Annotated in this window: 21 protein-coding genes and 1 pseudogene; 9 read left to right on the forward strand and 13 right to left on the reverse strand. The window is 69.9% G+C overall.

Features of this window, described 5'->3' with window-relative positions; genetic code table 11:
* Positions 1-9: 9 nt before the first annotated feature.
* From G127AT_RS08270 to G127AT_RS08320, 11 genes and pseudogenes are all read right to left on the reverse strand, one after another.
* Positions 10-1,119, reverse strand: coding sequence for an ABC transporter permease (locus tag G127AT_RS08270; RefSeq protein ID WP_244857487.1), 1,110 nt, complete (start codon positions 1,117-1,119; stop codon positions 10-12).
* The gene (locus tag G127AT_RS08275; protein WP_210895896.1) at positions 1,116-1,757 is read right to left on the reverse strand and encodes an ABC transporter ATP-binding protein; all 642 of its coding nucleotides are present in this window, start codon (positions 1,755-1,757) and stop codon (positions 1,116-1,118) included. The genes G127AT_RS08270 and G127AT_RS08275 overlap by 4 nt, the downstream gene beginning before the upstream one ends.
* Entirely contained in the window at positions 1,754-2,848 is a 1,095-nt protein-coding gene (locus G127AT_RS08280) for a peptidoglycan-binding domain-containing protein (protein ID WP_210895898.1), read from the reverse strand. Before G127AT_RS08280 ends, G127AT_RS08275 begins: the two co-directional genes overlap by 4 nt.
* A 290-nt stretch (positions 2,849-3,138) precedes the next feature.
* A pseudogene (locus G127AT_RS08285) lies at positions 3,139-4,456 on the reverse strand (ISL3 family transposase).
* A gap of 71 nt (positions 4,457-4,527) precedes the next feature.
* The gene (locus G127AT_RS08290; protein ID WP_210895900.1) at positions 4,528-4,953 is read right to left on the reverse strand and encodes a hypothetical protein; all 426 of its coding nucleotides are present in this window, start codon (positions 4,951-4,953) and stop codon (positions 4,528-4,530) included.
* Positions 4,954-5,225: 272 nt separating this feature from the next.
* Entirely contained in the window at positions 5,226-5,894 is a 669-nt protein-coding gene (locus tag G127AT_RS08295; RefSeq protein WP_210895902.1) for a hypothetical protein, read from the reverse strand.
* A gap of 543 nt (positions 5,895-6,437) precedes the next feature.
* Positions 6,438-7,253: a putative protein N(5)-glutamine methyltransferase gene (locus G127AT_RS08300; protein WP_244857488.1), complete on the reverse strand. Its 816-nt coding sequence runs from the start codon at positions 7,251-7,253 to the stop codon at positions 6,438-6,440.
* Positions 7,250-8,650, reverse strand: a complete 1,401-nt coding sequence (locus G127AT_RS08305) for an MFS transporter (protein ID WP_210895904.1) — start codon at positions 8,648-8,650, stop codon at positions 7,250-7,252. Before G127AT_RS08305 ends, G127AT_RS08300 begins: the two co-directional genes overlap by 4 nt.
* Positions 8,651-8,786: 136 nt before the next feature.
* The gene (locus G127AT_RS08310; protein WP_210895906.1) at positions 8,787-9,056 is read right to left on the reverse strand and encodes a hypothetical protein; all 270 of its coding nucleotides are present in this window, start codon (positions 9,054-9,056) and stop codon (positions 8,787-8,789) included.
* Positions 9,057-9,244: 188 nt separating this feature from the next.
* Positions 9,245-11,422 (reverse strand): amidohydrolase family protein, encoded by a 2,178-nt coding sequence (locus tag G127AT_RS08315; protein WP_210895908.1) that lies wholly within the window; start codon positions 11,420-11,422, stop codon positions 9,245-9,247.
* Positions 11,423-11,782: 360 nt separating this feature from the next.
* The gene (locus G127AT_RS08320; RefSeq protein WP_244857489.1) at positions 11,783-12,370 is read right to left on the reverse strand and encodes a serine protein kinase RIO; all 588 of its coding nucleotides are present in this window, start codon (positions 12,368-12,370) and stop codon (positions 11,783-11,785) included.
* A 715-nt stretch (positions 12,371-13,085) separates the two neighbouring features.
* Here G127AT_RS08320 and G127AT_RS08325 point away from each other — a divergent pair.
* The 7 genes from G127AT_RS08325 to G127AT_RS08355 all read left to right on the forward strand — a co-directional run bounded on the left by G127AT_RS08325 (position 13,086) and on the right by G127AT_RS08355 (position 20,602).
* The gene (locus tag G127AT_RS08325; RefSeq protein WP_210895910.1) at positions 13,086-14,405 is read left to right on the forward strand and encodes an ABC transporter substrate-binding protein; all 1,320 of its coding nucleotides are present in this window, start codon (positions 13,086-13,088) and stop codon (positions 14,403-14,405) included.
* Positions 14,402-15,322, forward strand: coding sequence for a carbohydrate ABC transporter permease (locus G127AT_RS08330; protein ID WP_210895912.1), 921 nt, complete (start codon positions 14,402-14,404; stop codon positions 15,320-15,322). The genes G127AT_RS08325 and G127AT_RS08330 overlap by 4 nt, the downstream gene beginning before the upstream one ends.
* Complete coding sequence (locus G127AT_RS08335; RefSeq protein ID WP_210895914.1) at positions 15,319-16,233, forward strand: carbohydrate ABC transporter permease; 915 nt, start codon at positions 15,319-15,321, stop codon at positions 16,231-16,233. The genes G127AT_RS08330 and G127AT_RS08335 overlap by 4 nt, the downstream gene beginning before the upstream one ends.
* Positions 16,230-17,075 (forward strand): hypothetical protein, encoded by an 846-nt coding sequence (locus G127AT_RS08340; protein WP_210895916.1) that lies wholly within the window; start codon positions 16,230-16,232, stop codon positions 17,073-17,075. The genes G127AT_RS08335 and G127AT_RS08340 overlap by 4 nt, the downstream gene beginning before the upstream one ends.
* Complete coding sequence (locus G127AT_RS08345; RefSeq protein WP_210895918.1) at positions 17,072-19,636, forward strand: GH116 family glycosyl-hydrolase; 2,565 nt, start codon at positions 17,072-17,074, stop codon at positions 19,634-19,636. The genes G127AT_RS08340 and G127AT_RS08345 overlap by 4 nt, the downstream gene beginning before the upstream one ends.
* 73 nt (positions 19,637-19,709) lie before the next feature.
* On the forward strand, positions 19,710-19,901 hold the full coding sequence (locus G127AT_RS08350) for a hypothetical protein (protein ID WP_210895920.1): 192 nt from the start codon (positions 19,710-19,712) through the stop codon (positions 19,899-19,901).
* On the forward strand, positions 19,898-20,602 hold the full coding sequence (locus tag G127AT_RS08355; RefSeq protein ID WP_210895922.1) for a hypothetical protein: 705 nt from the start codon (positions 19,898-19,900) through the stop codon (positions 20,600-20,602). Before G127AT_RS08350 ends, G127AT_RS08355 begins: the two co-directional genes overlap by 4 nt.
* A 5-nt stretch (positions 20,603-20,607) precedes the next feature.
* Here the strand turns inward: G127AT_RS08355 and G127AT_RS08360 are convergent, their stop codons facing one another.
* Positions 20,608-21,825: a glycoside hydrolase family 183 protein gene (locus tag G127AT_RS08360; RefSeq protein ID WP_210895925.1), complete on the reverse strand. Its 1,218-nt coding sequence runs from the start codon at positions 21,823-21,825 to the stop codon at positions 20,608-20,610.
* Between the two features lie 11 nt (positions 21,826-21,836).
* Positions 21,837-22,958, reverse strand: coding sequence for a glycoside hydrolase family 172 protein (locus tag G127AT_RS08365; protein ID WP_210895927.1), 1,122 nt, complete (start codon positions 22,956-22,958; stop codon positions 21,837-21,839).
* A gap of 115 nt (positions 22,959-23,073) precedes the next feature.
* On the opposite strand from G127AT_RS08365, the gene G127AT_RS08370 reads away from it, so the two are divergent.
* Together G127AT_RS08370 and G127AT_RS08375 are read left to right on the forward strand one after the other, a co-directional pair.
* Positions 23,074-23,223 carry a hypothetical protein gene (locus G127AT_RS08370; protein ID WP_210895929.1) on the forward strand — a complete coding sequence of 50 codons (150 nt, stop codon included), beginning with the start codon at positions 23,074-23,076 and terminating at the stop codon, positions 23,221-23,223.
* 15 nt (positions 23,224-23,238) lie between these two features.
* Entirely contained in the window at positions 23,239-24,240 is a 1,002-nt protein-coding gene (locus tag G127AT_RS08375) for a LacI family DNA-binding transcriptional regulator (protein WP_210895931.1), read from the forward strand.
* Positions 24,241-24,479 lie beyond the last annotated feature (239 nt).

A 24,479-nucleotide genomic window follows, 5' to 3' on the forward strand; every position in this document is an offset into this window, starting at 1 on the left:
CGCCCGAGGTCAGGGCACGCGAAGCTCGGCGATGGGTTCCCGGCGTGAGGCGGCGGTCGCGGGAAGGAGCGCCGCGGCGACGGCGACGACCACTGCGAGCACCGCGATCGCGCACGTATAGGCGGCCCCCGGAAGCGGGTCGCCGGTCGCTCCGAGGACGATGAGGGCGGCGATGCTGCCGACGGATGCCCCGAGCAACGCCAGGAGCCCGGTCTGCGTCAACAGGAGGGCGATGATGAGCGAACGGCTCGCCCCGAGCGCTCGCCGTCGCCCGAAATCCTTGCGGCGCATCATGACGAGGCCGTACAGGATCGCCGTCGTCAGCAGCGCGGTCAGGACGAGGATGCCGAGGGTGAGCGCCCGGCCGAACTGCCCGAGCTGCCCCTCGACGAGCGCGCGAAGGGTCGCAAGGTCTTCACTGGTCTCGACGGTGACCTTCGTCGCATCCGCGACACCGAGGACGCCGGTCACCGCGCTCGCCACGGGGGCGACGAGGTCGGGTCGCGCGGCGGTGACGACGACGATTCCGACCGGTTCGGCCGGGTTCCCGGGCTGGGGCGCGATGAGGACCGGTTCGAGGAAGCGCAGGTGGTCCGGCACGGCGACGCGTCGGCCGATCGCAAACCCGCTGCCGCCGCCGTCGATCCTGCCGACGGCATCGGTCATGCCGAGTTGCTCGAGCGCCGCGGCGGAAGCGAAGGCGACATCGCCTGCGCCCGGCAGTTCGTCCGGGAGTGAGAGCTCCGCCCACCCGGTGCCGTACGCGAGCCGGAGCGGGACGCGGTTGCCGCCGGGGAAGGCGGCATTCTGCACATCCTCGGCATAGCCGAACGCGCCGGACCATTCGACGCCTTCGAGGTTCGCGATGCGGTCGAGCACGCTGCTGTCGAGCCCTGCCGCGGGGTCCGCCCGCACGACGATCGATCGGGTCCCGGCCGAGTCGATGGAGCCGATCACCGCCTGTTCCGCGCCGACGGTGCGGCCGGCCGTCAGCAGCACGGCGAGGCACATCGCCGCGATCATGGCGATCGTCAAGAGCGAGGCGACGGGTGCGGCGATCGCGGCGGCGACCGCCTCTCTGACGAGTGCGGCTGCGTGTCGGCCGGGGCGTCGTCTCATAGCCGGATGTTCCGGTCGCAGCGTTGCACGAGTGCGGGATCGTGGGTGACGACGACGACGGTCGCACCGGCGGCGGCACGTTCGTGGAAGGCATCGATCACGACGTCGGACGAGTCGGGATCCAGATTGCCGGTCGGTTCGTCGGCGAGGACGATGTCGGGGTCGCCGAGCAGCGCACGGCAGAGCGCGATGCGCTGGGCCTGGCCCCCGGAGACCTGCCCGGGTTTCGCGTTCGCCCGGAGCCCGACCCCGAAGCGGTCCATCAGCCGGTGCGCGCGTTCCGTGTCGGCACGACGGTCCCCGCGGCGATAGAGGGTGGATTCGAGGATGTTGTCGAGCACCGTACGCGAGTGGTCGAGCGCGGCATCCTGGAACACGAATCCGAAGCGAGCCGCGCGCAATCGGGCCCGGTCCGCATCTGCACGCCCGTGGAAGGGCTCGCCGTCGACGAGCACGCGACCCGCTGTGGGCCTCAGCATGAGCCCGAGCAGGTAGAGCATGGTGGACTTCCCGCGACCGGACGGACCGGTCACGGCGACCACCTCCCCGGCGGCGAACTCCGCAGCCCACCCTTCGATCAGCGGAGTCCCCGCGTCGTACCGGAAGGTGAGCCCGTCGGCCGCGAGGCGCGGATTCATTCGACGGCGCCAGCGGTGGATGCCGGGATGCGCACCTTGATTCCGGCATCCACCCCCTCGACCACCGACATCCCACGGGCGGAGGCGACGACCCGTACCGGGTGGGCATCCCCGCCTTCGTCGATCACGCTGACCGCGCCGTCGGCGTCCGAGCGCAGCGCCGCCGACGGGGCGACGATGCCGCGTACGGTCTCCTGGGTGATGATCCTGGAAGACAGCAGGTTCTGGCCCTCGATGGGCAGCAGGCCGCATTCGTCGCCGCAGACGGGTGCGCCGTCGACGCCCTGCAGGGCGATATCGACCTGGTCCCCGCTGTCGGGCGAGGGTGTCTGCCCGGCGACCGTTGCCGACCACACCGAGTTCTCGAAGGTGATCTCGACCGCGGTGCCGGCCGGCATGCCCGCGGCCTGGGAGACCGTCGCGGGGATCGTGAAGACCGGCTCCGGCGAGAGACCCGACACCACCGCTTCGCCGCCCGTGAGCAACGCGCCGCGGGAGACGACCTCGGTGTCGAGCGTGACCCGGGCCGGCAGGCTGGGGATGAAGACGAGGTCGCCCGCCCTGACCGTGCCGTCGCCGTCCAAGCCGAGGGACTCCTGCCAGGCCCGGGCCGCAGCCTGGGTCTGCGCACCGAACTCGCCGTCGGCTTCGCCGTCGTAGAAGCCCAGGGCGGCGAGCATCGTCTGCAGCTGGGCGACATCGGCACCCTCGATGCCGCGGGAGAGAGCCCGGAACGCCGGCGTCGCACCGGCGGCTGCGACGACCGGCCGCAGATCCACCTCGTACAGCACGCCTCCCTGGCCCACCTCGTCTCCGCCCGTCGCGCGCACCGCCGTCACCGTTCCCTGCGCCTGATTCGTGCCCGCCGGCGAACGTTTCCATTCCGCGACCGTGTTCAGCGTGATCGATGACCCGACCTCGCCCTCGACGAGTTCGACGAAGGTGAACGGGCTCTCGGCGATCACATCCGTGCGGGGCGCGAAGACCTCGGCGGCCGCCCATCCGGCTACCCCGCCGACGAGGAGCACTGCGACGCCCACAGCCGCGAACGCCGGCCACCGGCGCCGCTTCGCGTCCTTCCCCTCGGGCATGGGCCAGAGCCTAGCGGGCCGCCGAGGATCTGTGCCAGCACTCATCCCGGTCAGCCGTAGAGCCCATCCGGCGTCTGGGGGCAAGCGGCATCGAGTTTCGCGAACTCACGCGACGAGAGTTGCCCCAGACTGGAGTAGGGGGTCCACATCGTCCCGTCGTCGAGACGCTCATCGAATCGCTGCCGGCTGGGTGCGCCTTCGGGGGAGTAACCCTCTTCGCGCAGACAATCGAGCAGCGTCTCAGACAGGTACTCGTACAGATAGGCGGCTCTTCGGACATCCGGTGGGGGTCATGGGGTGAGGCCGCCGGCGGCGAGGAGCATGCGGAGGCGGTAGTTGTGGCGGTTGCGGAAGCCTCTGGCGAGGCGGCGGTGGAGTTCGATGATGCCGTTCACGGCCTCGGTGCCGCCGTTGGATGAGCGGCCGGTGGTGAAGTAGGCCAGGAACGCGTCGCGCCACCGTCTCAGGGTGCGGCCCAAGCGGGCGATCTCGGGGATCGGGCAGGTGTGGAACGTGTCGACGACGGTGACGGCGATCCGTCGTCCTTGGGCCAGATCCTTCGCGTGGTAGGCGGCGCGGAGTTGCTGTGCACACTGCCAGGCGATGAAGACTTCCTCGTGGGCGGGGTCGGCGTTGATCGCGGCGACCAGACGTGCTCGTTGCTTGTCGGTGAGGTGCTCGGCCCCGGCGCGGAGGATGGTCTGGATCCCGTAGAGCGGGTCGCCCTTCCGGCCGCGATGGCCGAGGGTGTCCTGTTGGACCCGGCGGCGGACCTCGTCGACGGCGGCGGTAGCGAGCTTCACAACGTGGAACGCGTCCAGCACGGCGATCGCGTCGTGGAGCTTGTCGTCGATGGCGGCCTTGTAGCCGGCGAAGGGATCCAAGGCGGCCACTTTCACGTTCCGACGGAAGTCCTCGCCGCGTTGGTCCAGCCAGGCCTTGTAGACGCGCCCGGAACGGCCGGGCACGAGGTCCAGCAGCCTGGCGTGCGTCTTGCCGTGCTCGTCGCGGGTCAGGTCGACCATCCCGGTCAACTCCTTCGGGCCGCGCATGCGGATCGACGTGGTGCCAGATGTGTTCATCGACACCGAGGGTGCTGACCCCGTCGAACCGGGACTCGTCGGCGGCAAGCTGCTCGAGTTCGGGTTCGACGGCCCGCCAGAGCGTCTTCCACGACGTGTCGAGCTGACGAGCCAAGCCTTGGACGGTGGCGTGTTCGCGACGCAACTGCCCGATCGCCCAGACCACGGCACGGGCCGTGATCGATCCGCGTGGGGCGACCAACGACGGGAGCTGTTCCATGAACGTCTTCCGGCCGCAGTCGGTGTCCTCGCAGCGGAAGACGCGTTGCCGCCATACCAGGCGCACCCGGTCAGCGCCAGGCACGTCCCGCAGCACCCGGCGTCGGCGGCCACGACCGGTCGCGATCACCCCGCACGATGGGCACCCGGCAGGTCCCGGCGGGCTGGAGACCGTGACCGTCAGCAGGCCGTCACGGCGATCGACATGCTCGACGTGGACCCCGTCCAGGCCCAGCAGCAGGTCACAACGGTCACAGGGATCAGCAGCCGGACGCGCGTCAACGCGCCCCGAAGTAAGGTGAAGCACGTCGAGGTCCTCGGTCGGAATCAGGTGGTTAGCGCTTCTGATCCTCGGGGACCTCGACCCCTACACGCCAGTCACGCCCCGGACACCTCACCCCCACCAGATCTCCGAAGAGCCAGATAGGCGCGCTGCGCTTCGTTGAGGGTTGCGCTGTACTTCGGGTCGAGCGGATACGACGCCTCGCATACGAACATCGCCAAGTTATAGGCGTCGAGCTGTTCGTTCGCGACGTCACCGGATTGCATGCCGCCGCCCGCGCCGATCGAAACGTCGAACCCTTGTTCGCGCATGCACGGCGCCATGACCGATCCCCATTCGTCGAGCTCGATGGTCCTGATGAGCGGCACGTCGGGGCGCTCCTGACCGGGCGGACCATAGGCCTTCCAGGACTGCTCTATCGCGGCGTCGATCAGGGCGTCTGCTTCAGCCGAGGAAAGGGCGTCGGGGGTGGGGATGACCGGTTCGGAGGTTGCGGCACACCCGGCGAACCCGATGGCCATCGCAACGAGGGTTATCGACGCCGCGATGGCTCGGCTGCGATCTCGCGGCATGGCTCAGGCGCTCCTTTGCTCGGTGTGCCGATGATTGCGCGCCATGCTAACGGTTCCAAGAGACGTGGCGCATTCCCCGGTTCGGGGGTCAACTGTTCGCCCGCGCCCGCTCCCGCAAACCGACCGTAAACCGGCTCTTCCCAGTTGAGCGAAAGTGGTCAGGCCCCTATCCGTGGACCGACGCGCCAGACCGACCGACACCCTCGACTGCGAAGAGCCGGTTACTCGAGTTCAGCTGGTCGTTGTGGACATTCTTCGTTCAAAGTTTCCCAATCGGAGAAATTCAGGCCGCCAGTGCGGAGCAGGCCGGCGTAGGGGTCGTAGCGTTCGTCGGTGCTCATTGCATCGAGGAACTTCGTCTCGCTCGGCAGTGGTTCCGGTTCGAATCCCTGGTCGGTGAGGCATTGGATGAGCGAATCACGATAGTAGGAATACAGCAGATGCCCACTCGCGTCGTCTTCGGCCACGCCCATTTCCGTCGGTCGTGGGTACTTCGCTTCACAGATGTACATGGCGAGCGAGAATGGCTCATCCTGGCCCTCGGGGACGAATGCCTTGAACCCGGTGTCCTCGTATACCTCGACCTCGAACCCCTCTTCATGCATGCATTGCTCATACAGCGGAGCGAAATCCTCATCAGTAATGACCCGCACGATTGGGACCTCGGGACGGACCGCATCGGGAAACCGTGCCATGATCGAGTCCCACATCACGTCTTGGTAATCCTTGGGAGTGAATACGACCTTTGCGGTACTCGAAAGGTTTGCGGGATTCTGCTGAGATGTGCACCCTGGGAGCAGTAAGGTCAATGCCAACGCGAGCGAAACTGCAAGCATCTGTCGGGTATGGGCGGTTCTCCCAATGTGTTGGCGCACCTCATTGACCGACATATTGGTCATTCGACCCAAACGTTCACGAACCAATTGTCCTTGCACCCTTTGTGAAGAGTAGCGGCAGTGCGAGGACCACCCCAGGGACCGTAGATCGTGCCGTTGTTCAAGCAGTTGACTCCAAGGCGCCAACTGCTTCCGTTGCATGATGCGATTCCCGCTGACAGGTTGTTGTCCCAGTATGGACCGGCAGAACAGCTGCCCACAGGGGCCGCCTGAGCTGGAGCGGCGAGCCCCAGTGCGGCGCAGCTTCCGGCCGCGAGTCCGGGAATCATGGTGACTATCGGTTTTCGATGTTCATGAATCATTCCCATCCTCTGGTGTCTATGGAGAGGTTATGACTTGCTTCGACATTGCTCAATACCCATAACGTGTGGCACTCATAGTGGGGCTCTGCGCAGTCTGGGCGGGGCGGGAGAAATGGGGGCGGCGGCTCGCGTATGCGATCGACGGCCTCTCGCAGGAGAATTTCACGTCGCTGAACACGTGCCCATCGGAACCGGACGACTTCTGGGGGTAGCCGCACCGCGGTGCCCGCGCGGGTCAGCGGGGTGCGAGCGCGCCCACCACGGCGGTGCCCCTGCGGTCGTCGTCGGGGTCGCGGCGGATGCCGGCGTCGAAGCCGGCGGCGGCGAACAGTGCGAGCAGTTCGGGCGCCTGGCGCCGGCTCGTCTCGATGATGAGGCGGCCGCCGGGGCGGAGGCGCTCGGGCGCGCCGGCGAGGATGCGGCGTGCGATGTCGAGGCCGTCGGCGCCGCCGTCGAGGGTGATGCGGGGTTCGTGGTCGCGCGCCTCGGGCGGCATGCGGCCGATCTCGCCGCTCGGCACGTAGGGCGCGTTCGCGACGACGAGATCGATGCGGCGGTGGATGCCGCGGGGCAGCCCGTCGAACAGGTCGCCGCGCACGACAGTCGCCGGCCGGGTGAGATTGCGGCGCGCCGCCCGCACCGCGGCCGCCTGGATATCGCTCGCGACGATGACGGCGTGCGGATGCCGGTGCTGCACCGCCGCCGCGATCGCGGCCGACCCGCAGCACAGCTCTACGACGATCGGGGCGGCCCGCGGCATCCGCACCCCGCCGTCGAGCGCTGCGATCGCGAGCTCGGCGATCCACTCGCTGCGTCGGCGCGGCACGAACACGCCCGGCTCGAGCAGGATGCGCAGGCCCGCGAACTCCGCCCAGCCGAGGATCTGCTCGAGCGGATCGCCCGCGATGCGGCGGACCGCCATGCGTTCGAGGGCACCGGCATCCGCCGCCTCGGCGATCAGGAGTCGCGCCTCCTCCTCGGCGAACACCGATCCGGCCGCCCGCAACCGCTCCGCGAGCGCACCGGCATCCACGGCACCCGGCACCGTCACGAGAGCTGTCGCGACTCCGCCCGCACCGGGATCAGCAGTGCGAGGCCGGCCGCGACGACCAGCACGATGCCGAGGATGCCGAAGTACGGTTCGCCGCCGATACCGACGAACAGGGCGAACGCGGTCGGTGCGAGGAAGCTGACCGCGCGGCCCGTCGTCGCGTAGAGGCCGAAGACTTCGCCCTCGCGCCCGGCCGGGATGATGCGCGCCAGGAACGAACGGCTCGCCGACTGAGCCGGCCCCACGAACGGGCAGAGCCCGAGGCCCGCCGTCCAGAACACGATCTGCCCGCCGTCGTGGAGGAAGAACACGACCAACCCGAACACGACGATGCCGACGAGTGACGCGAGGATGACGGGCTTCGGCCCGAGGCGGTCGTCGAGCAGCCCGATGAGGATCGTCGAAACCCCCGCGACGACGTTCGCGGCGACCGCGAAGATGATGACCTCGCCCGCCGAGAACCCGAAGACCGACGCCGCGAGCACCCCGCCGAAGGTGAACACCCCCGCCAGGCCGTCGCGGAACACGGCGCTCGCCAGCAGGAACCACACCGTGTTGCGGCGCTCCCGCCAGAGGCCCGCGATATCGCCGAACAGGCGCCGGTAGCTCGCGAAGAACGACACCTTCTCGCGCGCGGTGCCCGTGCCGCGGTACTCGGGCACGGCGAACAGCACCGGCAGGGCGAAGATCCCGAACCAGGCGGCGGCGATGAGCATCGAGATCCGCACGTCCATGCCGTTCTCGCCCGTCACCCCGAACCAGCCGACCTCGGGGGAGATGAAACCGAAGTAGAGGATCAGCAGCAGCACGATGCCGCCGACGTAGCCCATGCCCCAGCCGAAGCCCGAGACCTTGCCGATGGATGCCGGGGTCGACACCTGCGCGATCATCGCGTTGTAGTTGACGCCGGCGAACTCGAAGAAGATGTTGCCGGCCGCCAGCAGCACGAGGCCGAGCACGAAGAACTCCGGCGAGGCCTCCACGAAGAACAGGGCGGCCGTGATCGCGACCACCAGATAGGTGTTGACCGCGAGCCACAGCTTGCGGCGCCCGCTCGTATCGGAACGCTGCCCCGTCACCGGCGCGAGCACCGCGATCAGCAGGCCGGCCGCCGCGAGCGCCCAGCCGAGCCACGCCTCAAGCTGCCCCTTCGGGCCGAACGCCGAACTCGTGATGTACACGGTGAACACGAACGTCGTGACGACGGCGTTGAACGACGCCGACCCCCAGTCCCACAGCGCCCAGGCGAAGATGCGGCCCTTGCGGAGGCCGGCGCCGCGCACGGCGTCGACCTGCTCGGCCGGCACGCCGATCGCGGCGGCCGAAGCATCCTCGTGCGCGAGGGGCGGCGGCGGGAAGTTGCGCGGCCGCTCGGGGTCTGGGGTGGGATCGCTCATGCTCGCAGTCTTCCGGGCTCGGGTGAACGGGTGGCGACCCGGCGCGGCGATCCGCGTCGATCCCGTGCACTGTATCGCGGCCGGGCCGCGGGGGCGAGTGGATGCCGGGGCGCACCGGCATCCACTCACCGAGGCGTCACCAGTAGGAGATCTCCCACATCCACGGGCGCGACGCGTTGTCGACCTTGTACTTGCAGGAGTGGTAGACCTTCGTCTGATACCCCTTCATCAGCAGGTTCGTGTACTTGACGGCGAAGACCGCCGCGCACTGCGCCTGTGTCGTGTAGCGCTTGACCTCGCGGTTGACGGCGGCCTGAGCCGGCATCGCCGCCCCGAGGACGAGGCCGACGCTGAGGGCGCCCGCCGCGAGGGCGCCGAGCGTGCGCTTGGTTCGGGTTCGTTCCATGTTCCGTGCTCCTGTGTCTTGGTGTGCATGGTCGCGGCGCGGGCGCAGCGGTGCCGCCGGCGCCGAGCCGACGATATCGGCGCTGCGCCGCGACCGACATGGGCAGCGGTGCCCGTGCCCTGAGTGGATGCGAGCCGGGCGCGGCGAGTGGATGCCGGCGCGCACCGGCATCCACTCGCGCCTGCGGCTCACCAGGCGATCGCGGCCTCCCACACGCGCACGTACCCCTCGGCGCCGGCCATGAGCTGCTGCTCGAGCAGCGGGCCATCGGCGCCGGCCTTGTGCACGACGTCGACCGTCCAGTCGGCGAGCTGGCCGTAGCCGGCGACGCCGTCGGTGTTGATGTCGAACACGCGGTCGCCCATGACGTACCGGTCGAGGGTGACGCCGTTCAGCGCGGTGAGCGGGTAGACGAGCGGATCGCTCGCCGCATCCTCACGGGCCGCGGCCTGCGGGCCCAGCCCGTTCACATCCGTGCCGAAGCCGTACGCGTCGATCACGCCCGGCGCCGCCTCGCGGTTGGCGATCCACTCGTCGAGGAAGCCCTCGCGGTCGCCCTGCGTGTGCGCGGCGTTCGCATAGCTCGCGACGAACCCGCCGACGTTCGCGATGCGGGCGATCATCGAACGGTCCGCCCAGGTGTGCGAGGTGAGCACGCCGGGGTAGCCGCGCTCCTCGGCCATGCCGAGCACGGCATCCGCCGTCTTCACGCTCATGTGGTCGATGTGGATCATGAGGCCGCGATCCATCGCCCGGTCGACGAGCTGCCGCCCGAGCTCCGTGAGCCCGCGCACATTGCACACCGGGCCCTCCGGGTAGATCGGTGCGATCGTGCCCGCCGGCAGGCCCGACGAGCCGAGCAGCGCCGCGATCTCGTCGCTGCGGAGCGGCTGCTCGTTGTCGTGCGCGTCGCCCGCGCACGCCTCGGTCTGCCACCAGTGGCCCGTCGAGAGCTTGTTGCCGATGTTCACCGCCGCGCCCTGCGCGCCCGAGTCGAACCGGGTGCCGCCGAAGGCGTTGTCGAACTTGTGGACCGGGTATATTCCGCTGACGCCATATGAAACGAGTTCGTCGAGACCGGCGTCGATGTCGGCGGTCGTGCACAGCGGGGCGCCGTTCACCTCGCGGCAGCCGAACAGCTCGGAGCTCTCGACGCCCACGATGACGGCGAGCTTGCCGTCGGCCGCGATCCGCCGCACCTCGTCCGGAGTCGTCGCGATGCGGAACCAGCCGAGCCCCGGCCCGCCCGACTGCGCGTCGATGTAGTCCTGCATATCGCGCAGATACTGCGCCTGCAGCCGGATCTGCTCGGTCTCATCGCAGCTCGTGACCTTCTCGGGGTAGGCCTCGCAGATCACCCGGTTCGCGACGAGCAGGGCGTTCATGATGCGCTCGCCCGACTCCCACGCCCGCTGGATGCCGCGGAAGTACGCCTGCTCGTGCAGCAGCGTCTTCGGCTCCGGCCAATCGTTGAAGCTCGGCCAGCCGCGGTAGTCCATGAACGGGTCCGTACCGGAGATCAGCGCGCCCGTCCACCCGCTCGCGCCGATGGCCGAGTGCGAAAGGCACCCCTTCAGGGCCTCCTCCACGCCGCCCGCCGCGAACGGGCTGCCGCAGCGCATCTTGCCGCCGAAACCGGCGGCGGCCGTCACATGCATGTGCGCGTCGATGAAACCGTTCAGCGTGCCGTCGGCGTTCACCGCGGGCTCGGGCGTGCCGCTCACGCCCGTGGCGATGTCGGGAACCTCCGCGCATCCATCGGCCGGCTCGGCCGTGAACGAACCGCTCGCCGCCGCCAGCAGCCCGAGCTTCGCGCCGATGCGCTTGTCGTTGAACGTGGAGGCGAGCTGCAGCCCGTCGCTGCTGCGCACCGCAGCCCAGTCGGCCCGTTCGCCGTAGCTGGAACCGGGCATGACGGTGTTGAAGATGCTCAGATACAGGTGGCTGCCGCGCTGATCGACGAGGAAATACGTGCCGAGTCCCGTCGCCTCGAAGCGGATCTTCGCCGCCTTCGCGGCCGTGCCGTTCGTGCCGTAGCCGGCGGTCTTGCGGGTGACGTAGCCGCTGCCGAGGCGAAGGGCGACGCACGCGCCGTCGAGGTCCTCCGCCGGGGCGGGGGTTTCTGCGGCTGCCGCGGGCGCGGATGCGGCGGCTGCGGTGGATACCGGGCTCGCCGCCGGGCTTACGGTCGGGCTCGCCGCCGCCGGGGCGAGGCCGGTGCCTGCGAGGGCGACCGCCGTCGCGGCGACGGCGAGCGTGCGGAGCGCACGGGCGAGCCGGGGCCGAGGCGGGGCGGTGTCGTGGTCGGGTGTTCGGCGGCGGGTGCGGATGCCGGGGGTGCGGATGGTGCGGATGCGTTCGCTCACAGATCCTCCTCGAACGACGGTGTACGAGACTGGACGCAGGCTATCGGCCGCCTATGGCCCGGTGCCGCATTCGTCGACAGTGCACAACGGCATCCACCCGCGGGGTCGCCGCATTGTGCCCACTCTCCAACCGCACGGGCCAGCCGCCCCCTACCCGGCGGGCGCCGCCTCTACCCGCCGGGCTCCGCCGCATCCCCGTGCTGTGGGCGCCGCCGCATCCACACCCTGTCCCTGCTTGCGGGGGTCATATCCCGCCACATTCACGGGGTTCGGCGCGGAAAACTGGCAGGAAATGACCCCCGGAAGGGGTGGGATGCGGCACCCACTGCGCACCGGCATCCACCCCCGGAACCCCCCGGCTCACCAGGCGAGGACGCCGACGAGTTCGGCGAAGAGCTCCTCGGCGTCGCATTCGAGCCCGTGCCGCGTGAACCAGGTGCACACGTTGACGCAGTCGCGGTGCAGCAGGTCCATGCCGCTCGGGTTCGAGATGACATCGACGAGCTGCGGCAGGTCGATGATGACGAGGCGGTCGCCGTCGACGAGCAGGTTGTACGGCGAGAGGTCGCCGTGCGCGAGGCCCGCGCCGGCGAGCCGGTGCATGGCGTCGGTGAGCTGCTCGAGCATCGGCCGCAGTTCCGGCCCGCGCAGGCGCGTCTCGGCGAGGCGCGGGGCGGCGACACGGCCGGTGCCGACGAACTCCATGAGCAGTTCGGTGCCGAGCACCTGCACGGGGTACGGCACCGGGACGCCGAGCTCGACGAGCCGGCAGAGCGCATCGAACTCGGCGCTCGCCCACTGGCTTGCGGCGAAACTGCGCCCGTATCCCGTGCGGCGCGCCATGGCGCGCGCGTCGCGGCTGCGACGCGTCGAACGGCCCTCGGTGTAGATCGTCGAGCGGTGGAAATCGCTGCGCTCGCCCGCGCGGTACCGCTTGGCCGCGAGCACGCTGTCCGGGTGCGGATGCCCTGGGGCGATGCGTGCCGTGACGCGCGGACGCCGCGGTCGATGGATGCCGTTGCGCAGCGCCGCCGGTCAGGCGGTGTGCGCGACCTCGCTGGATGAAGAAGCGGATGCGTGGCGTGCGACGAGAACAGTCATGATCGCCCTCCCCTCTTCGGCGGCCGGAGCCGGCGCGCGCCGATCGGCGCGACTCCGCTCATCGTATGCGCTCGAGCATCCACTGTCGAGGCCTCGGCCCGTCGCTGCTCGCTGCCCGCCCCGCTGCCCGCGCCGCCGCGCGCAGCCTGCGCCGCTCCAGCCAGGAGTGCCGATCTCCCGCGGGAGTGCCGACCTCCCGGCACTCCCGCGGGAGATCGGCACTCCTGCGAAGGCGGCGGCGCCAGGAGCGGGGCGGCGGGAGGACCGTGCCGCCGCGTGCCGCCCCCCGATGTCGCTGTCGCCGGCCCACCCGCACCGCCGCATCCACTGCAATCGGTTTCACGATGCGCCGCGCGGCGCGATCTATGCGCCCGCAGAGATCACGCCCCGATCACGGGCCGCCCCGATCCCTTGACGTTGAAATCGATTTCTGGAACCCTGGTGCCACGCTGATCGCCGACGATCCGGCTGCACTCCGACCGGGACGCGATCCGCGGGATCCGGCCGTTGCGGCCGGGAGTCCGGGCGGCTCGACGACGAGCCGGATCCCTGAGGAGGGAAGATGCACAAGAGGCACAAGCGGTTCAGCAGGATCACGGGCATCATCGCGGCCGTCGCCGCGACGAGCCTCGCGCTCGCCGGGTGCTCCGGCGGGGGTTCGTCAGGCGGCGCCGAAGGCGACCCCGAGAAGGGCGCACTCACCTTCGTCTACATGGGCGACGCCGACCAGCAGAAGGCGTTCAATGCGCTCTTCGCGGAGTTCAACAAGCAGTACCCCGGCATCAAGCTGAAGGCGCAGGGCATCCCAAGCGGTGACTGGTCGGTGTTCTCGAACACCGTCGCCACGCGCCTTGCGGGCGGGCAGAAGATCGACATCATCCAGGTCGCCACCGAGGGCCAGCGGCTGTTCGCCTCGAAGGGCGTGCTCGAACCGCTGGAGCCCTTCATCGAACAGGATCAGGACTACGTCGACGACTACTTCGCCGACATCAACCCCGAACTCGTCGAGTTCAACGAGCAGTTCGCATCCGGGCCCGACGGCGAGACCCTCTTCATCCCCGGCGGCTTCAACACGATGGGGCTCTACCTGAACAAGACCGTGTTCGAGGCGGCCGGTGTGCCGATCCCCGAGGAGGGGAACTGGACGTGGGACGAATTCGAGGCCGCCGGCACGCAGATCAAGGAGAAGACGGGGGCGTACCTCTTCGGCGCCGGCTCCGGCTACTTCACCGACGTCATGCCGTGGCTCACGACGAACGGCGCGAGCACCTTCAACGACGACTGGAGCGAGCCCACCTACGACTCGCCCGAGGCCGTCGAGTCGGCCGAGTTCGTCCGCAAGCTCGTCGAGGAGGGCCTTGCGCCCGAGCCCGGCGGTCAGTTCGACGCCGAGACGCAGTACAAACAGGGTAAGCTCGCGTCGATCGGCGGCGGCCGTTGGCCGACCATCGGCATGCGCAACATCGACATGGTCGACGACACGGTCATCGTGAACTTCCCGACCAAAACCGGCAATGGATCGCCGGTCGGCTGGGATGCCTGGAACATCGCGAAGAAGAGCGAGAACAAGCAGGCCGCGTGGACGTTCATCAAGTTCCTCATGTCGCAGGAGGCCGGCGAGTACTTCGCGAGCATCGGCGGCACGATCGTGCCCGCCCGCACCTCCGTCGTCGAATCGGATGCGTTCACCGAGAACGCTCCCGCGGGGTCGACGCGCCTGAGCGATGCGATGGCGTTCGCCACCCCGATCCCCTCGATCGACCGGGGCGCCGAAGCGCAGAAGGCGATCCAGGAGGCGTGGGAGACGATCATCACCGGCAACGGCGATGCCGCCGACACCCTCGCGAAGGCGCAGAAGACCCTCGAGGGTCTCGTCGAGTGACCGAGAGCACCATGCTGGTGCGGCGCCCCGGGGCCATGCTCCGGCGGCGTCGCACCGAGGCGGCCGGGTGGATGTTCGTCAGCCCGGCCCTGCTGCTGTTCCTCGTGTTCATCGCGGGCCCGTTCGCCTTCGCGATCGTACTCGCCCTGTTCAAGTGGGATCTGCTCACCGATCCGCAGTTCATCGGCTTCGACAACTTCGCCGCGCTCTTCGCCGATCCCGTGCTGCCGCAGGTGCTCGGCAACACCTTCGTGTTCGCCCTGGCGTCGGTCGTCACGCACATCGTGTTCGGTCTGCTGCTCGCGATCGCCGTGAACCGTGTCGTCAGCCGAACGCTGAATTACTTCCTGCGGGTAGCGATCTTCTTCCCGTTCCTCATCTCCTGGGCGGCGGTGTCCCTGCTGTGGAAGTACGTGCTCGATCCCACCTTCGGCTATGTCGCCCAGTACGGGGCCGTCGTCGGCATCGACACCCCGAACTTCTTCACCGACCCGGCGTGGGCGTTGCCGGCGATCATCGTCATCGACCTCTGGCATACGCTCGGCTTCACCTTCATCATCATGCTCGCCGGCCTGCAGACGGTGCCGACGGAGCTGCTCGAGGCAGCCCGCACCGACGGCGCGAACGCCTGGCAGACGTTCTGGCGGGTGACGTTGCCGCTCATGTCGCCGACCCTGTTCTTCGCGACGATCATCACCTTCATCGGCGCGTTCCAGATCTTCGAGCCCATCCAGATCATCACGCAGGGCGGCCCGAACGATGCGACGAAGACGATCGTCATGTATCTGTACGAGCGCGGCTTCCAGGCGTTCGATATGGGGTACGCGGCGGCGGTGGCGATCCTCGTGTTCGTGATCGTGATGGGCGTGACCCTGCTGCAGTTCATCGGCAGGCGGAAGTGGGTGCACGAAGCATGACGCTCGATCTCGAGACCGGCCGGCCCACGGCATCCACCCCCGGGCCGGATCTGCTGACGCGCATCGATCGCGCGCCGCGCCGACACCGGCGCACATCGACGGGCAGCATCGTGCTCGACGTCGCGCTCGCCGTGTTCGGCGTCGTGATGATCGCCCCGCTCGTGTGGCTCATCGTCACGAGCCTCACGGATCCGTCGGCGGCCTTCCCGACGCCGCCGAGCTGGCTGCCGATCCCGTTCAGCCTGCAGAACTTCGCCGACGTGTTCGACTACATGCCGTTCGGGCAGCAGTTCGGCAATTCGGTGCTGCTCGCCGTGATCTGCACCGCGGGCTCGCTGTTCTTCTCGGTGCTCGCCGCGTATGGGTTCGCCCGCGTCGAATTCCGCGGCAGCCGGGGTCTGCTCGTGTTCATGCTGTCGGCGCTCATGGTGCCGGCGCAGCTCGTGATCATCCCCGTGTTCATCATGATGCGCGAGCTCGGTCTGGTCGATACGCTCGCAGCGCTCTGGCTGCCGGCGCTCGTGAACGTCTTCCAGATCTTCTTCCTCACGCAGTACTTCCGATCCATTCCGCGGGAGCTCGACGAGGCGGCGACGATCGACGGCGCCGGGCACCTGTGGATCCTGTTCCGGATGCTCGTGCCGCTGTCGGGGCCGGCGCTGTCGGCCCTCGCGATCCTGTCGTTCGAGGCATCGTGGAACGGATACTTCGGCCCCCTCATCTTCCTTTCGAGCCCCGAGAACATGACGCTGCCGCTCGGCCTCGTCGTGCTGCAGAACGGCTTCGGCGCGGCACCGGCGGCGGTGGTGTTCGCCGCGATCACGCTCGTGGTGCTGCCGGTGCTCATCGTGTTCCTGCTGTTCCAGAAGCAGTTCGTGTCGAGCATCGCTTCGACGGGACTGAAGGGGTGAGCGCGGTGCGGGGCGCGGATGCCGGGGGGCGCGGGCGTGCGGCCGCGGTGGATGCCCCGGGGCCCGGTTCGGGTGCTGCGGTGGATGCCGCGGCGCATGGCGACCCGGCCCTCGCCCGCTTCTTCCCCGCACTCTGGCGCGCCCTGCCGGTGCTGCTCGGTGCGAGCGTCGCGATCGCCGCCGTCGTGCTGGTCGCGCTCCACCTGCTGGGGGCGGGCAGCCCGCTGCTGCCGCTTGCGATCGCCCTGCCCGCCGCACCGTTCGCCGCATGGGCGACGCGGCACCTCGCCGCCGAGACCGAGGGGCGACGCGCCCGCACCTCGTGGCGCGACGCACGCCGCGCGGCCGCCGTGCTCGCGGTGCCCGCGCTCGCCGCGGGCCTCACGGTCGCCGCCGGCGACATCGCGGTGCGCTCGGGCATCCCGGGCATGATGGCATCGGCACTTCTCGGCCTGGCTGCGACGATCCTGACCCTGCTGACGGCGGTCGCCGCCCTGCCGCTCGCCGTCGAACGCGACGAGGCGCGCCTCTCCTCGGTGTGGCGGGTCGCTCTGCACGCCACCGCGCGCACGCCGATCCCGGCGATCGGCGTCCTCGCCTTCACCGCCGCGGCCGCCTGGGCGAGCCTCGTCTCCACGATCGGCCTGTTCGCCCTCGTGCCCGGCCTCGCCGTCGCCCTGTGCTGGGCCGCGGCCGCCACCGCGCTCGGGCGCATCGGTGTCGTGCCGGTGCGCCTCGGCATCCACTCGGCGGAGACCGCTCCGCCCGAGCATGCCGCCGCCGGTCAGCCCGAGCCCACGACCGGCATCCGCATCCCGAACGAAACGGAGCACTCCGCGTGACCCACCCCGCCCCGCCCATCCCGCACACCGAGGCGCCCGCGCTCGCGATGCCCGTCGGCGGCATCGGCACCGGAGGGTTCGCGGTGAACGCGGACGGGTCGCTCAGGCAGTGGCAGCTGCACGGCATCCCGAACCACCGCGGCGCGCTGCCGCTCAGCGGGTTCTGGCTGCGGACGACGCAGATCGAACCGCCGCTCGACGAGATCCGCATGCTGCAGGCCGCGCCGGTCGCCGACCCGCGTGCGCCGCTCGTCACCGACGGCGAGGTGCCCGAGTGGATGCTGGATGCCGCCGGCCGGGTCGGCACCTTCGCCGAGGCGCGCTTCAGCGGCGTGTACCCGTTCGCGGAGGTGTCGCTGGCCGATCCGGCGATTCCGCTGGCGGTGCGGATGCGGGTGCTGAACCCGATGGAGCCGCTGGATGCCGAGGTGTCGGCGATCCCGACGGGGATGTTCGAGTTCGCGCTGACGAACACGGGCGACGTCGCCGTGCACGGCACCCTCGCCGGGTCGCTGCTGAACGCGGTCGGGTGGGACGGCGTCACCCCGATCGGCACCGACCTCACTGCGAGCGGGCTCGGCGGCAACGTGAACCGTTTCTCGCGCGGGCGCGGCTGGGCGCGCGTGGCCATGGACAACCCGAACTACCGGGAGGACGACGCGGCGGCCGGGCAGATGCTGCTCGCCGCCGACGACGAATCCGCCGCCGCGATGCCCCGCTGCGGCAGCCTCGCAGAACTGCGCGCGTTCCTCGAGTCGAGGGCGCTGAACGACGGGCGGGCGAAGGCGGCGGCGGCCGCGACGATCCCGGATCCGCAACTGCACGCGCCGCGCGGCGGCACCGGGCCGAGCCCGGCGGGCCGCAGCTGGGCGGCCGTCATCGGCGTGCCGTTCTGGATCGAACCCGGGCAGACGCGGCGGGTGCGGTTCGCGATGACGTGGTGGTTTCCGAACCGGTTCGTCGACGTCGAGCAGTTCGGCCGCCCGCACGGCGAATGGGGCGCCTCGAGGTTCTGGATCGGCAACCGCTACGCGACCCGCTTCGCGGATGCGGCCGACGCCTTCGAGCACGTCGCCCGCGACTGGGAGGGGCTCGTCGCCCGCACCGAGGCGTGGACGGCGACGCTCGCCGGGGGCGAGCTCGACGTGCGCACCGTCGAGCGGATGGCGGCGCAGGCGATCGTGGTGCGCTCGCCGACGTGCTTCCGGGGCGCCGACGGGCGATTCTACGGCTACGAGGGGTCGCTCGGGGCATCCACCACCATGTGGTCGGGCGTGTTCGGCGGCTCCTGCCCGCTCAATTGCACGCACGTCTGGCAGTACGAGGCGGCGCTCGCCGCGCTCTGGCCCGAGCTCGAACGCGATATGCGCGACACCGAGTTCGACGTGCTGCAGGCGCCCGACGGGTCGATCCCGCACCGCTTGCGCGTGCCCGTCTACCTGCCGCAGATGCAGCACGAAGATGTCGGCGGGCCCGAGGAGTCTGCGCTCGACGGCATGCTCGCCACGATCCTGAAGTCGTTGCGCGACGTCCGCCGCGGCGCCGGACTCGACTGGCTCGAACGCCGCTGGCCGGCCCTCACCCGCCTCTACACCCACATATGCCGTAAATGGGATATTCGCGACGACGGGGTGCTCCGCGGCATCCAGTCGAGCACGCACGACATCGACCTCGCCGGCGTGAACCCGTTCATGGGCTCGCTCTGGCTCGCCGCGCTCCGCGCCCTCGAAGAGCTCGCCCGCCTCGTCGGCGACGAACAGACCGCGGTGGATGCCCGGGCGCGCTTCGAGCGCGGCACGGCCGCCTACGATGCGACGCTCTTCGACGGCCGGCACTACATTCAGAAGCTCGACGACGGCGACCCCGTCGAATACCAGTGGCTCACCGGGGTGCTGAGCGACCAGCTCGTCGGGCAGTGGTGGGCGCACCAGCTCGGCCTCGGCCACATCCTGCCCGCCGAGCATGTGCGCAGCGCCCTGCGCCACATCGTCCGCGTGAACCTCCGTCACGGCTTCGACGGCTTCCGGCATCCATACCGCGTCTATGCTGACGCCGCCGACGATTCCGGGCTGCTCATGTGCAGCTGGCCCGACGGCGGCCGCCCCGAGGTGCCCACCCGGTACGCCGACGAGGTGTGGTGCGGATCCGAATACCAGATCGCCGCGCACTGCCTCTTCGAGGGCCTCGTCGACGAGGGGCGCGCCGTGCTCGACGCCCTCTGGACCCGCACCGACGGGCGCCGCCGCAACCCCTACAACGACATCGAATGCGGCGACCACTACGTGCGCGCGATGGCCGGCTGGACGGTGCTCGACGCCCTCACCGGCATCCGCTGGGATGCGGTCGCCGGCACCCTCGCGCTCACCCGCGCGGGCCGCTTCCCGTGGCTGACGTCGACGGGGTTCGGGGTGGTGGATGCCGCGGCGGATGCCGTGACGCTGCACTGCCACGGCGGCACCCTCGACGCCGAGGTGGTGCTCGGCGCCGATGATGCCGCGCGGTCGCTCGGCCGGGTCTCGCTCGCCGCAGGCGAGTCGCACCGCCTTGGATCCGCGTGCTGAACTGCGGATTCGCCGGTGCGGCGTTGGAATGTCGGTGGTCCCTGTTCTACTCTTCGTGGAGGGAGAACAAACCATGAGCGCAGTCATCGAGCTGACGAGGGAAGACCTCGAACGGCGTCGCACAGAGCTCCTTGGAGCGCTCGAGCGGCCGGTCGAGAGTTTTCGCGAGGATGCATCGAACGGTGTCCTTTCGGACGCCGAGTGGTCGATCAAGGAAGCTCTGGATTCCGTGGAGTTCCTCCTCGGTGCGCTCGGCGACGCGTGAGCGGCCTTCTCGGGCAGGCGGAGCTCTTCACACAGCGAGTGGATGATGTCCTACGGGCGTCGTTGCCAGATGTACCGCAGACCGTTGCCCTCAACACCGGGAATCGGGTCGTCGTCACCTCGCAGGACGACCGGCGGATTCCACTCTCCGTTTCCGGCGAGGTCGTCGCGGGGCTGAGTTTCAGGTATCACCTCGCCCTCGACCGCGACAATGCTCATCTGAAGACCAGCGGCAGCACGTTCGCCTTGCACTCGACGCTCGATCGGCAGCCGTTGATTCGCTGCGATTACAACGCCGAGATGAACACGGAGCCGATGGCGCACTGGCAGATTCATGCCGAGCGGGGTGCATTCTCCTCGATGCTGACGATGGCGCATCGGAGTGATCCGAAGCGTGTCAAGGCTCCGCATATGCTCTCCAGCCTGCATATCCCCGTGGGTGGTGGGCGTTTTCGCCCCTGCATCGAGGACATCATCGAACTCGCGATCCGTGATTGCGGCGCCGACTCCGTGTCGGGCTGGCAGAGAGCGCTGCACGATTCTCGGCAGGTATGGCGCACGCTCCAGTTGCGCACGGTGGTGTCCCGACACCAGGTGATCGCTGCTGAAGAGCTTCGGGCGCAAGGGTGGCGAATCGACCCACCGTGCGACGTGGATGTCATGACCGCCGATGTTGATGTCGACGGCCTTCGTCGCTGGTGAGCGCCCTACTGCCGGTCGAGCCGCAGCTCGCGCAGGCCGAACCAATAGGAGCTCATGCCCGCCGGCGCGCAGGGGCACACGTTCGACTGCACCCACATGCGCGTGCCGTCGTCCGAGACGAACTTCGACGGGATGGTCGTGCCGTAGCCCCCGAACGACTCGTCGGTCCAGGGGTACGGGCCGAAATCCTCCGAGAGGAACAGCGTCCACGGCCCCCACGGCGTCGGCGCTTCGGAGAACTCGAAGCTGAGCTCGGTCCATGAGGTGTACACGTAGCGGTCCTGCGCCGGCAGGTTAGTGACGCCGCCCTGCGAGACGACGCTGAGGTCGGCGGTGCCGGGGGCCGCGCCCTGCCCGGATTCCGAGGGGTACCGCCGCCGGTCGTCGACGAGGACCGGCCGCTTGTCGGCGATGTCGGCCGTCCAGCTCGCTTCGGCGTCGCCCGGTCGGCCGGCGTAGAACTCCCAGCGGTCGACGTCCTGCACCGCATCGACGGGTACGCGGGCGAGGAACAGCTCGGTCGGGTCGGGCACGCTGTCGTCGAAGGAGTCGCGCCAGTTGCCGTCGAGCCCGTAGGCGTAGGCGTACCCGTCGGGGGCGTGCTCGTTGCCCTGGCCTGCGTCGAGGAAGAACACGGTCGTGAACTCGTGCTCGTCGAACATGGGCATCGACCGGTCCCACACCCAGGTTCTGCCGCCGTCGTCGCTGCGTGCGATGGTCGCGGCCGGCGCCTCGTTGAAGTCGAGCCGCAGATCCTGCACGGCGAGGTAGATGGATCCGCCCACGCACAGCATCCCGGTCGGCTTGCGCGTGAACCCCTCGCCGGACCACACCTGCCCGACCGCATCGCCGCCCGCCAGGAACTCGCCGTCGAGCTCGCCCTCCTCGTCGGGGGAGCCGGTCACCCGGTTCACCGCGATGTCGAAGACCTCGCTGCCGAAGCCCGATCCGTCGCCGTTGGCCGCGTACAGCTCGCCGTCGTCGGCCCAGCAGCTCGGCCACAGGTCGCCGTCCGACACGGCACTCGCCGTGACGTGCCGGTCGATCTCCGCGGCGAACGCGGCGCCCGGCAGCGGCTCACCGAGGTCCGGCGTTCCCGGCGCGGCCGTGCCCGGCGCGCCCGTGCAGCCGGCGAGCAGCAGCATCCCGCCCGCGGCGAGGCTCGCGATCCCGCGGTGGATGCGGTGGCGCGCCGCCCCGCCGTGGCCCGCCGGGCGCAGCACCCCACGCACGGTCAGTCCCGCGGCGCGCGCGGCGGGGTCGCGCCGATGTCGGGCACCGGCGCCGAGCCGAGGTGGATCTCGAGCTCGTCGGCGGTGGGCACGGGCGGCCGGGCCGCGACGGGCCGGTCGAGGTAGAACAGCGCCGTCGAGGCGATGTCGTCCCGCAATGGCAGGTAGCGCCAGCCGCTGCGCCAGCCGAGGGCCTGGATGTCGACGCGCAGGCGGGAGGCGAAGCGGATCGGGTCGAGCACGTGCCAGCGGTACATCCCGAATCGCTGCTGAGAGACGTAGAGCCCGTCGGGGCGGATGACCTGCGGCATCCCGAGGTACGGGGTCGAGTATTCGGTATATCCCTTGCCGGGAATATCGAAGTTCCAGGCGCCGCCGAAGTAGTCCTCGGTGCCGGTGCCGCAGATCGTGGGGTAGTCCTCGTCGTCGTCGAGGTAGAACTTGATCTCGCCCTCGCCCCACCAGCCGTTCGAGTTCACGCCCCAGGCGAGGTAGCTGCCGACGTAGTGACCCGATCCCTCGACGCCGTCGACGATGGTGTGCGGGGTGCGGTCGGCGAGGGGGTTGCTGCGCCGCCACTGGGCGTGGAAGTACCCGTCGTGCTCGAGCTCGTCGCCGATTTCATAGCTGACCTGGTAGTACACGCGGGCGTCCACGTCCGAGACGTTCTCGAGCGCGAGCCGCGCACCCGTGCGGAACGGCATCGGCCAATACGAGTTGAACCCTCCGTGGGGGTTCGCGGCGATCGGCTGCGAGTCGACCTGCGCGAACACGCCCCAGCCGTTGCAGAAGAAGTCGCCGTAGGGCACCTCGACGGCCGGCTCCTCGGCGCCGTTCCAGTAGGCGCGGAGCAGCAGGGTGCGCCAGTGGTCGGTGTGCGTCGTGATCCAGATGTGCGTGATGCGGCCGGGGCCGTCGATGCGGGCGAGGTCGAAGGTCTCGCCGGCGGGGATGTCGACGCTCGGAGAGATCTTCCAGCCCGGGCCGAGGTCGCGGGCGGCGGATGCCCCGGTTCCGTTCGTCGCGCGGCCGCCGCCGCCGGGCGAGCCGTCGAAGTTCTCGGGGCTGATCGAGCGCGTTTCGAGTCGTCGGATGCGGGAGAGCCCGCCGAGGTCGCCTGGCACGTGTGCTCCACTTCGTCGTGTCGTCGCACGGTTCCGGGTGCGGATGCCGTGGCCCGCCGCACGGCGGCACGCCGCGTTGAAACCGATTTCAACACTGTAGGGTTGGGCTCGGCGGGTGTCAACGAGACCGGCCGCGGCCCGCCCGCACGCCGCATCCGGGCATCCACCGCCCGACCCGGGCCGCCCGGTGCCGGGCCGCCCCGACGCCGGCCCGGCGCATCCCGAGACGACTCGCACCGAACCGCCCGCCCGCGGCATCCACTGAGGAAGGAAGCGCCCGATGGCCACCATCTACGAGGTCGCCGAACTCGCGGGCGTGTCGCCGGCGACCGTGTCGCGTGTCTTCAACGGCACCCGCGTCTCGCCCGAGCGCGAGGAGGCCGTGCGCGAGGCCGCCGAGAAGCTGAACTTCACGCCGAACCGCACCGCGCGCACGCTCCGCAGGCGCAATTCCGAGGTCATCGCGCTCGTCATCCCCGACATCGAGAACCCCTACTTCACCGAGCTCGCTCGCGGCGTCGAGGACGTCGCACAGGCCGCCGGCTACTCCGTCGTGCTCTGCAATACCGACGAACGGCCCGACAAAGAGCAGCGCTACCTCGCCGTCGCCGTCTCCGAGAACATGGCCGGCGTCATCCTCGCCCCCGCCTCCGACCAGACCGACCTCGACGCCTTCGTCGCCTCGGGGCGGCCCGTCGTCGCCGTCGACCGTGCCTCGGCGTACGACATCGACGCCGTCGTCGTGTCGAACCGGGATGCGGGGCGCGCCGCGGCATCCGCCCTGCTCGAAGCCGGCTATCGCCGCATCGCGTGCATCACGGGCCCCGACGGCATCGAGACGGCTCTCGAACGCGCCGCAGGCTGGCGCGAGGTCGTCGGCGAGCGGATGCCGGAGGGCTACCTGCGCTATTCGACCTTCCGAGTGGAGGGCGGCCGCGAGGCGATGACCGAGCTGCTCGCCCTTCCCGAGCCGCCCGACGCCGTCGTCGCCACCAACAACCTCATGGCGGTCGGCGCCTTGCAACTGCTCGCCGAACGCGGCCTCACCCCGCCCGAGGTGGGCGTCGGCGTCGTCGGCGGGCTGCCGTTCACGACCATCTCGCCGGCCGCCGTCTCGGTCGTGCGACTGCCCGCGCGCCACATCGGCGTCACCGCGGCGCGCATGCTCATGGAACGCATCGGCGGCGACCGCGAGCCCGCCCGCACCGTCGTCCTCCGCAGCGAACTGATCCCGGCGGCCGCCCCCGCCCCCGCGGCCGCCGCGCCCGCCGCCACCGAGTAGCGCGCCCGCCGCGCGGGCGCGCCCGTCCTGGCGTGCTCGGGCGCCCGGCACCGTCGCCGCCGATTCGGAGATAACCACGGATTCGGATGAATGCGTGGGTTTCCATCCGAATCCGTGGCTTTCTCCGACATGGCCGTGGGCCGGGGTCTTGGGGAGCGCCCGCACCCCGGCAGCTGCCGCCCCCTTGCTCCTGAAATCGATTTCTGCCAGAGTGACAGCACGTGGCGGATGCGCGGCGC

This window comes from Agromyces archimandritae, assembly GCF_018024495.1.
Lineage (GTDB): Bacteria > Actinomycetota > Actinomycetes > Actinomycetales > Microbacteriaceae > Agromyces > Agromyces archimandritae.

Excerpts from the sequence above, each read along its gene's own strand:
- G127AT_RS08290 (WP_210895900.1), bottom strand. The coding sequence starts at position 4,953 with ATGGCCATCGGGTTCGCCGGGTGTGCCGCAACCTCCGAACCGGTCATC.
- G127AT_RS08350 (WP_210895920.1), top strand. The coding sequence starts at position 19,710 with ATGAGCGCAGTCATCGAGCTGACGAGGGAAGACCTCGAACGGCGTCGC.
- G127AT_RS08325 (WP_210895910.1), top strand. The coding sequence starts at position 13,086 with ATGCACAAGAGGCACAAGCGGTTCAGCAGGATCACGGGCATCATCGCG.
- G127AT_RS08280 (WP_210895898.1), bottom strand. The coding sequence starts at position 2,848 with ATGCCCGAGGGGAAGGACGCGAAGCGGCGCCGGTGGCCGGCGTTCGCG.
- G127AT_RS08270 (WP_244857487.1), bottom strand. The coding sequence starts at position 1,119 with ATGAGACGACGCCCCGGCCGACACGCAGCCGCACTCGTCAGAGAGGCG.
- G127AT_RS08305 (WP_210895904.1), bottom strand. The coding sequence starts at position 8,650 with ATGAGCGATCCCACCCCAGACCCCGAGCGGCCGCGCAACTTCCCGCCG.
- G127AT_RS08335 (WP_210895914.1), top strand. The coding sequence starts at position 15,319 with ATGACGCTCGATCTCGAGACCGGCCGGCCCACGGCATCCACCCCCGGG.
- G127AT_RS08310 (WP_210895906.1), bottom strand. The coding sequence starts at position 9,056 with ATGGAACGAACCCGAACCAAGCGCACGCTCGGCGCCCTCGCGGCGGGC.
- G127AT_RS08375 (WP_210895931.1), top strand. The coding sequence starts at position 23,239 with ATGGCCACCATCTACGAGGTCGCCGAACTCGCGGGCGTGTCGCCGGCG.
- G127AT_RS08295 (WP_210895902.1), bottom strand. The coding sequence starts at position 5,894 with ATGTCGGTCAATGAGGTGCGCCAACACATTGGGAGAACCGCCCATACC.
- G127AT_RS08275 (WP_210895896.1), bottom strand. The coding sequence starts at position 1,757 with ATGAATCCGCGCCTCGCGGCCGACGGGCTCACCTTCCGGTACGACGCG.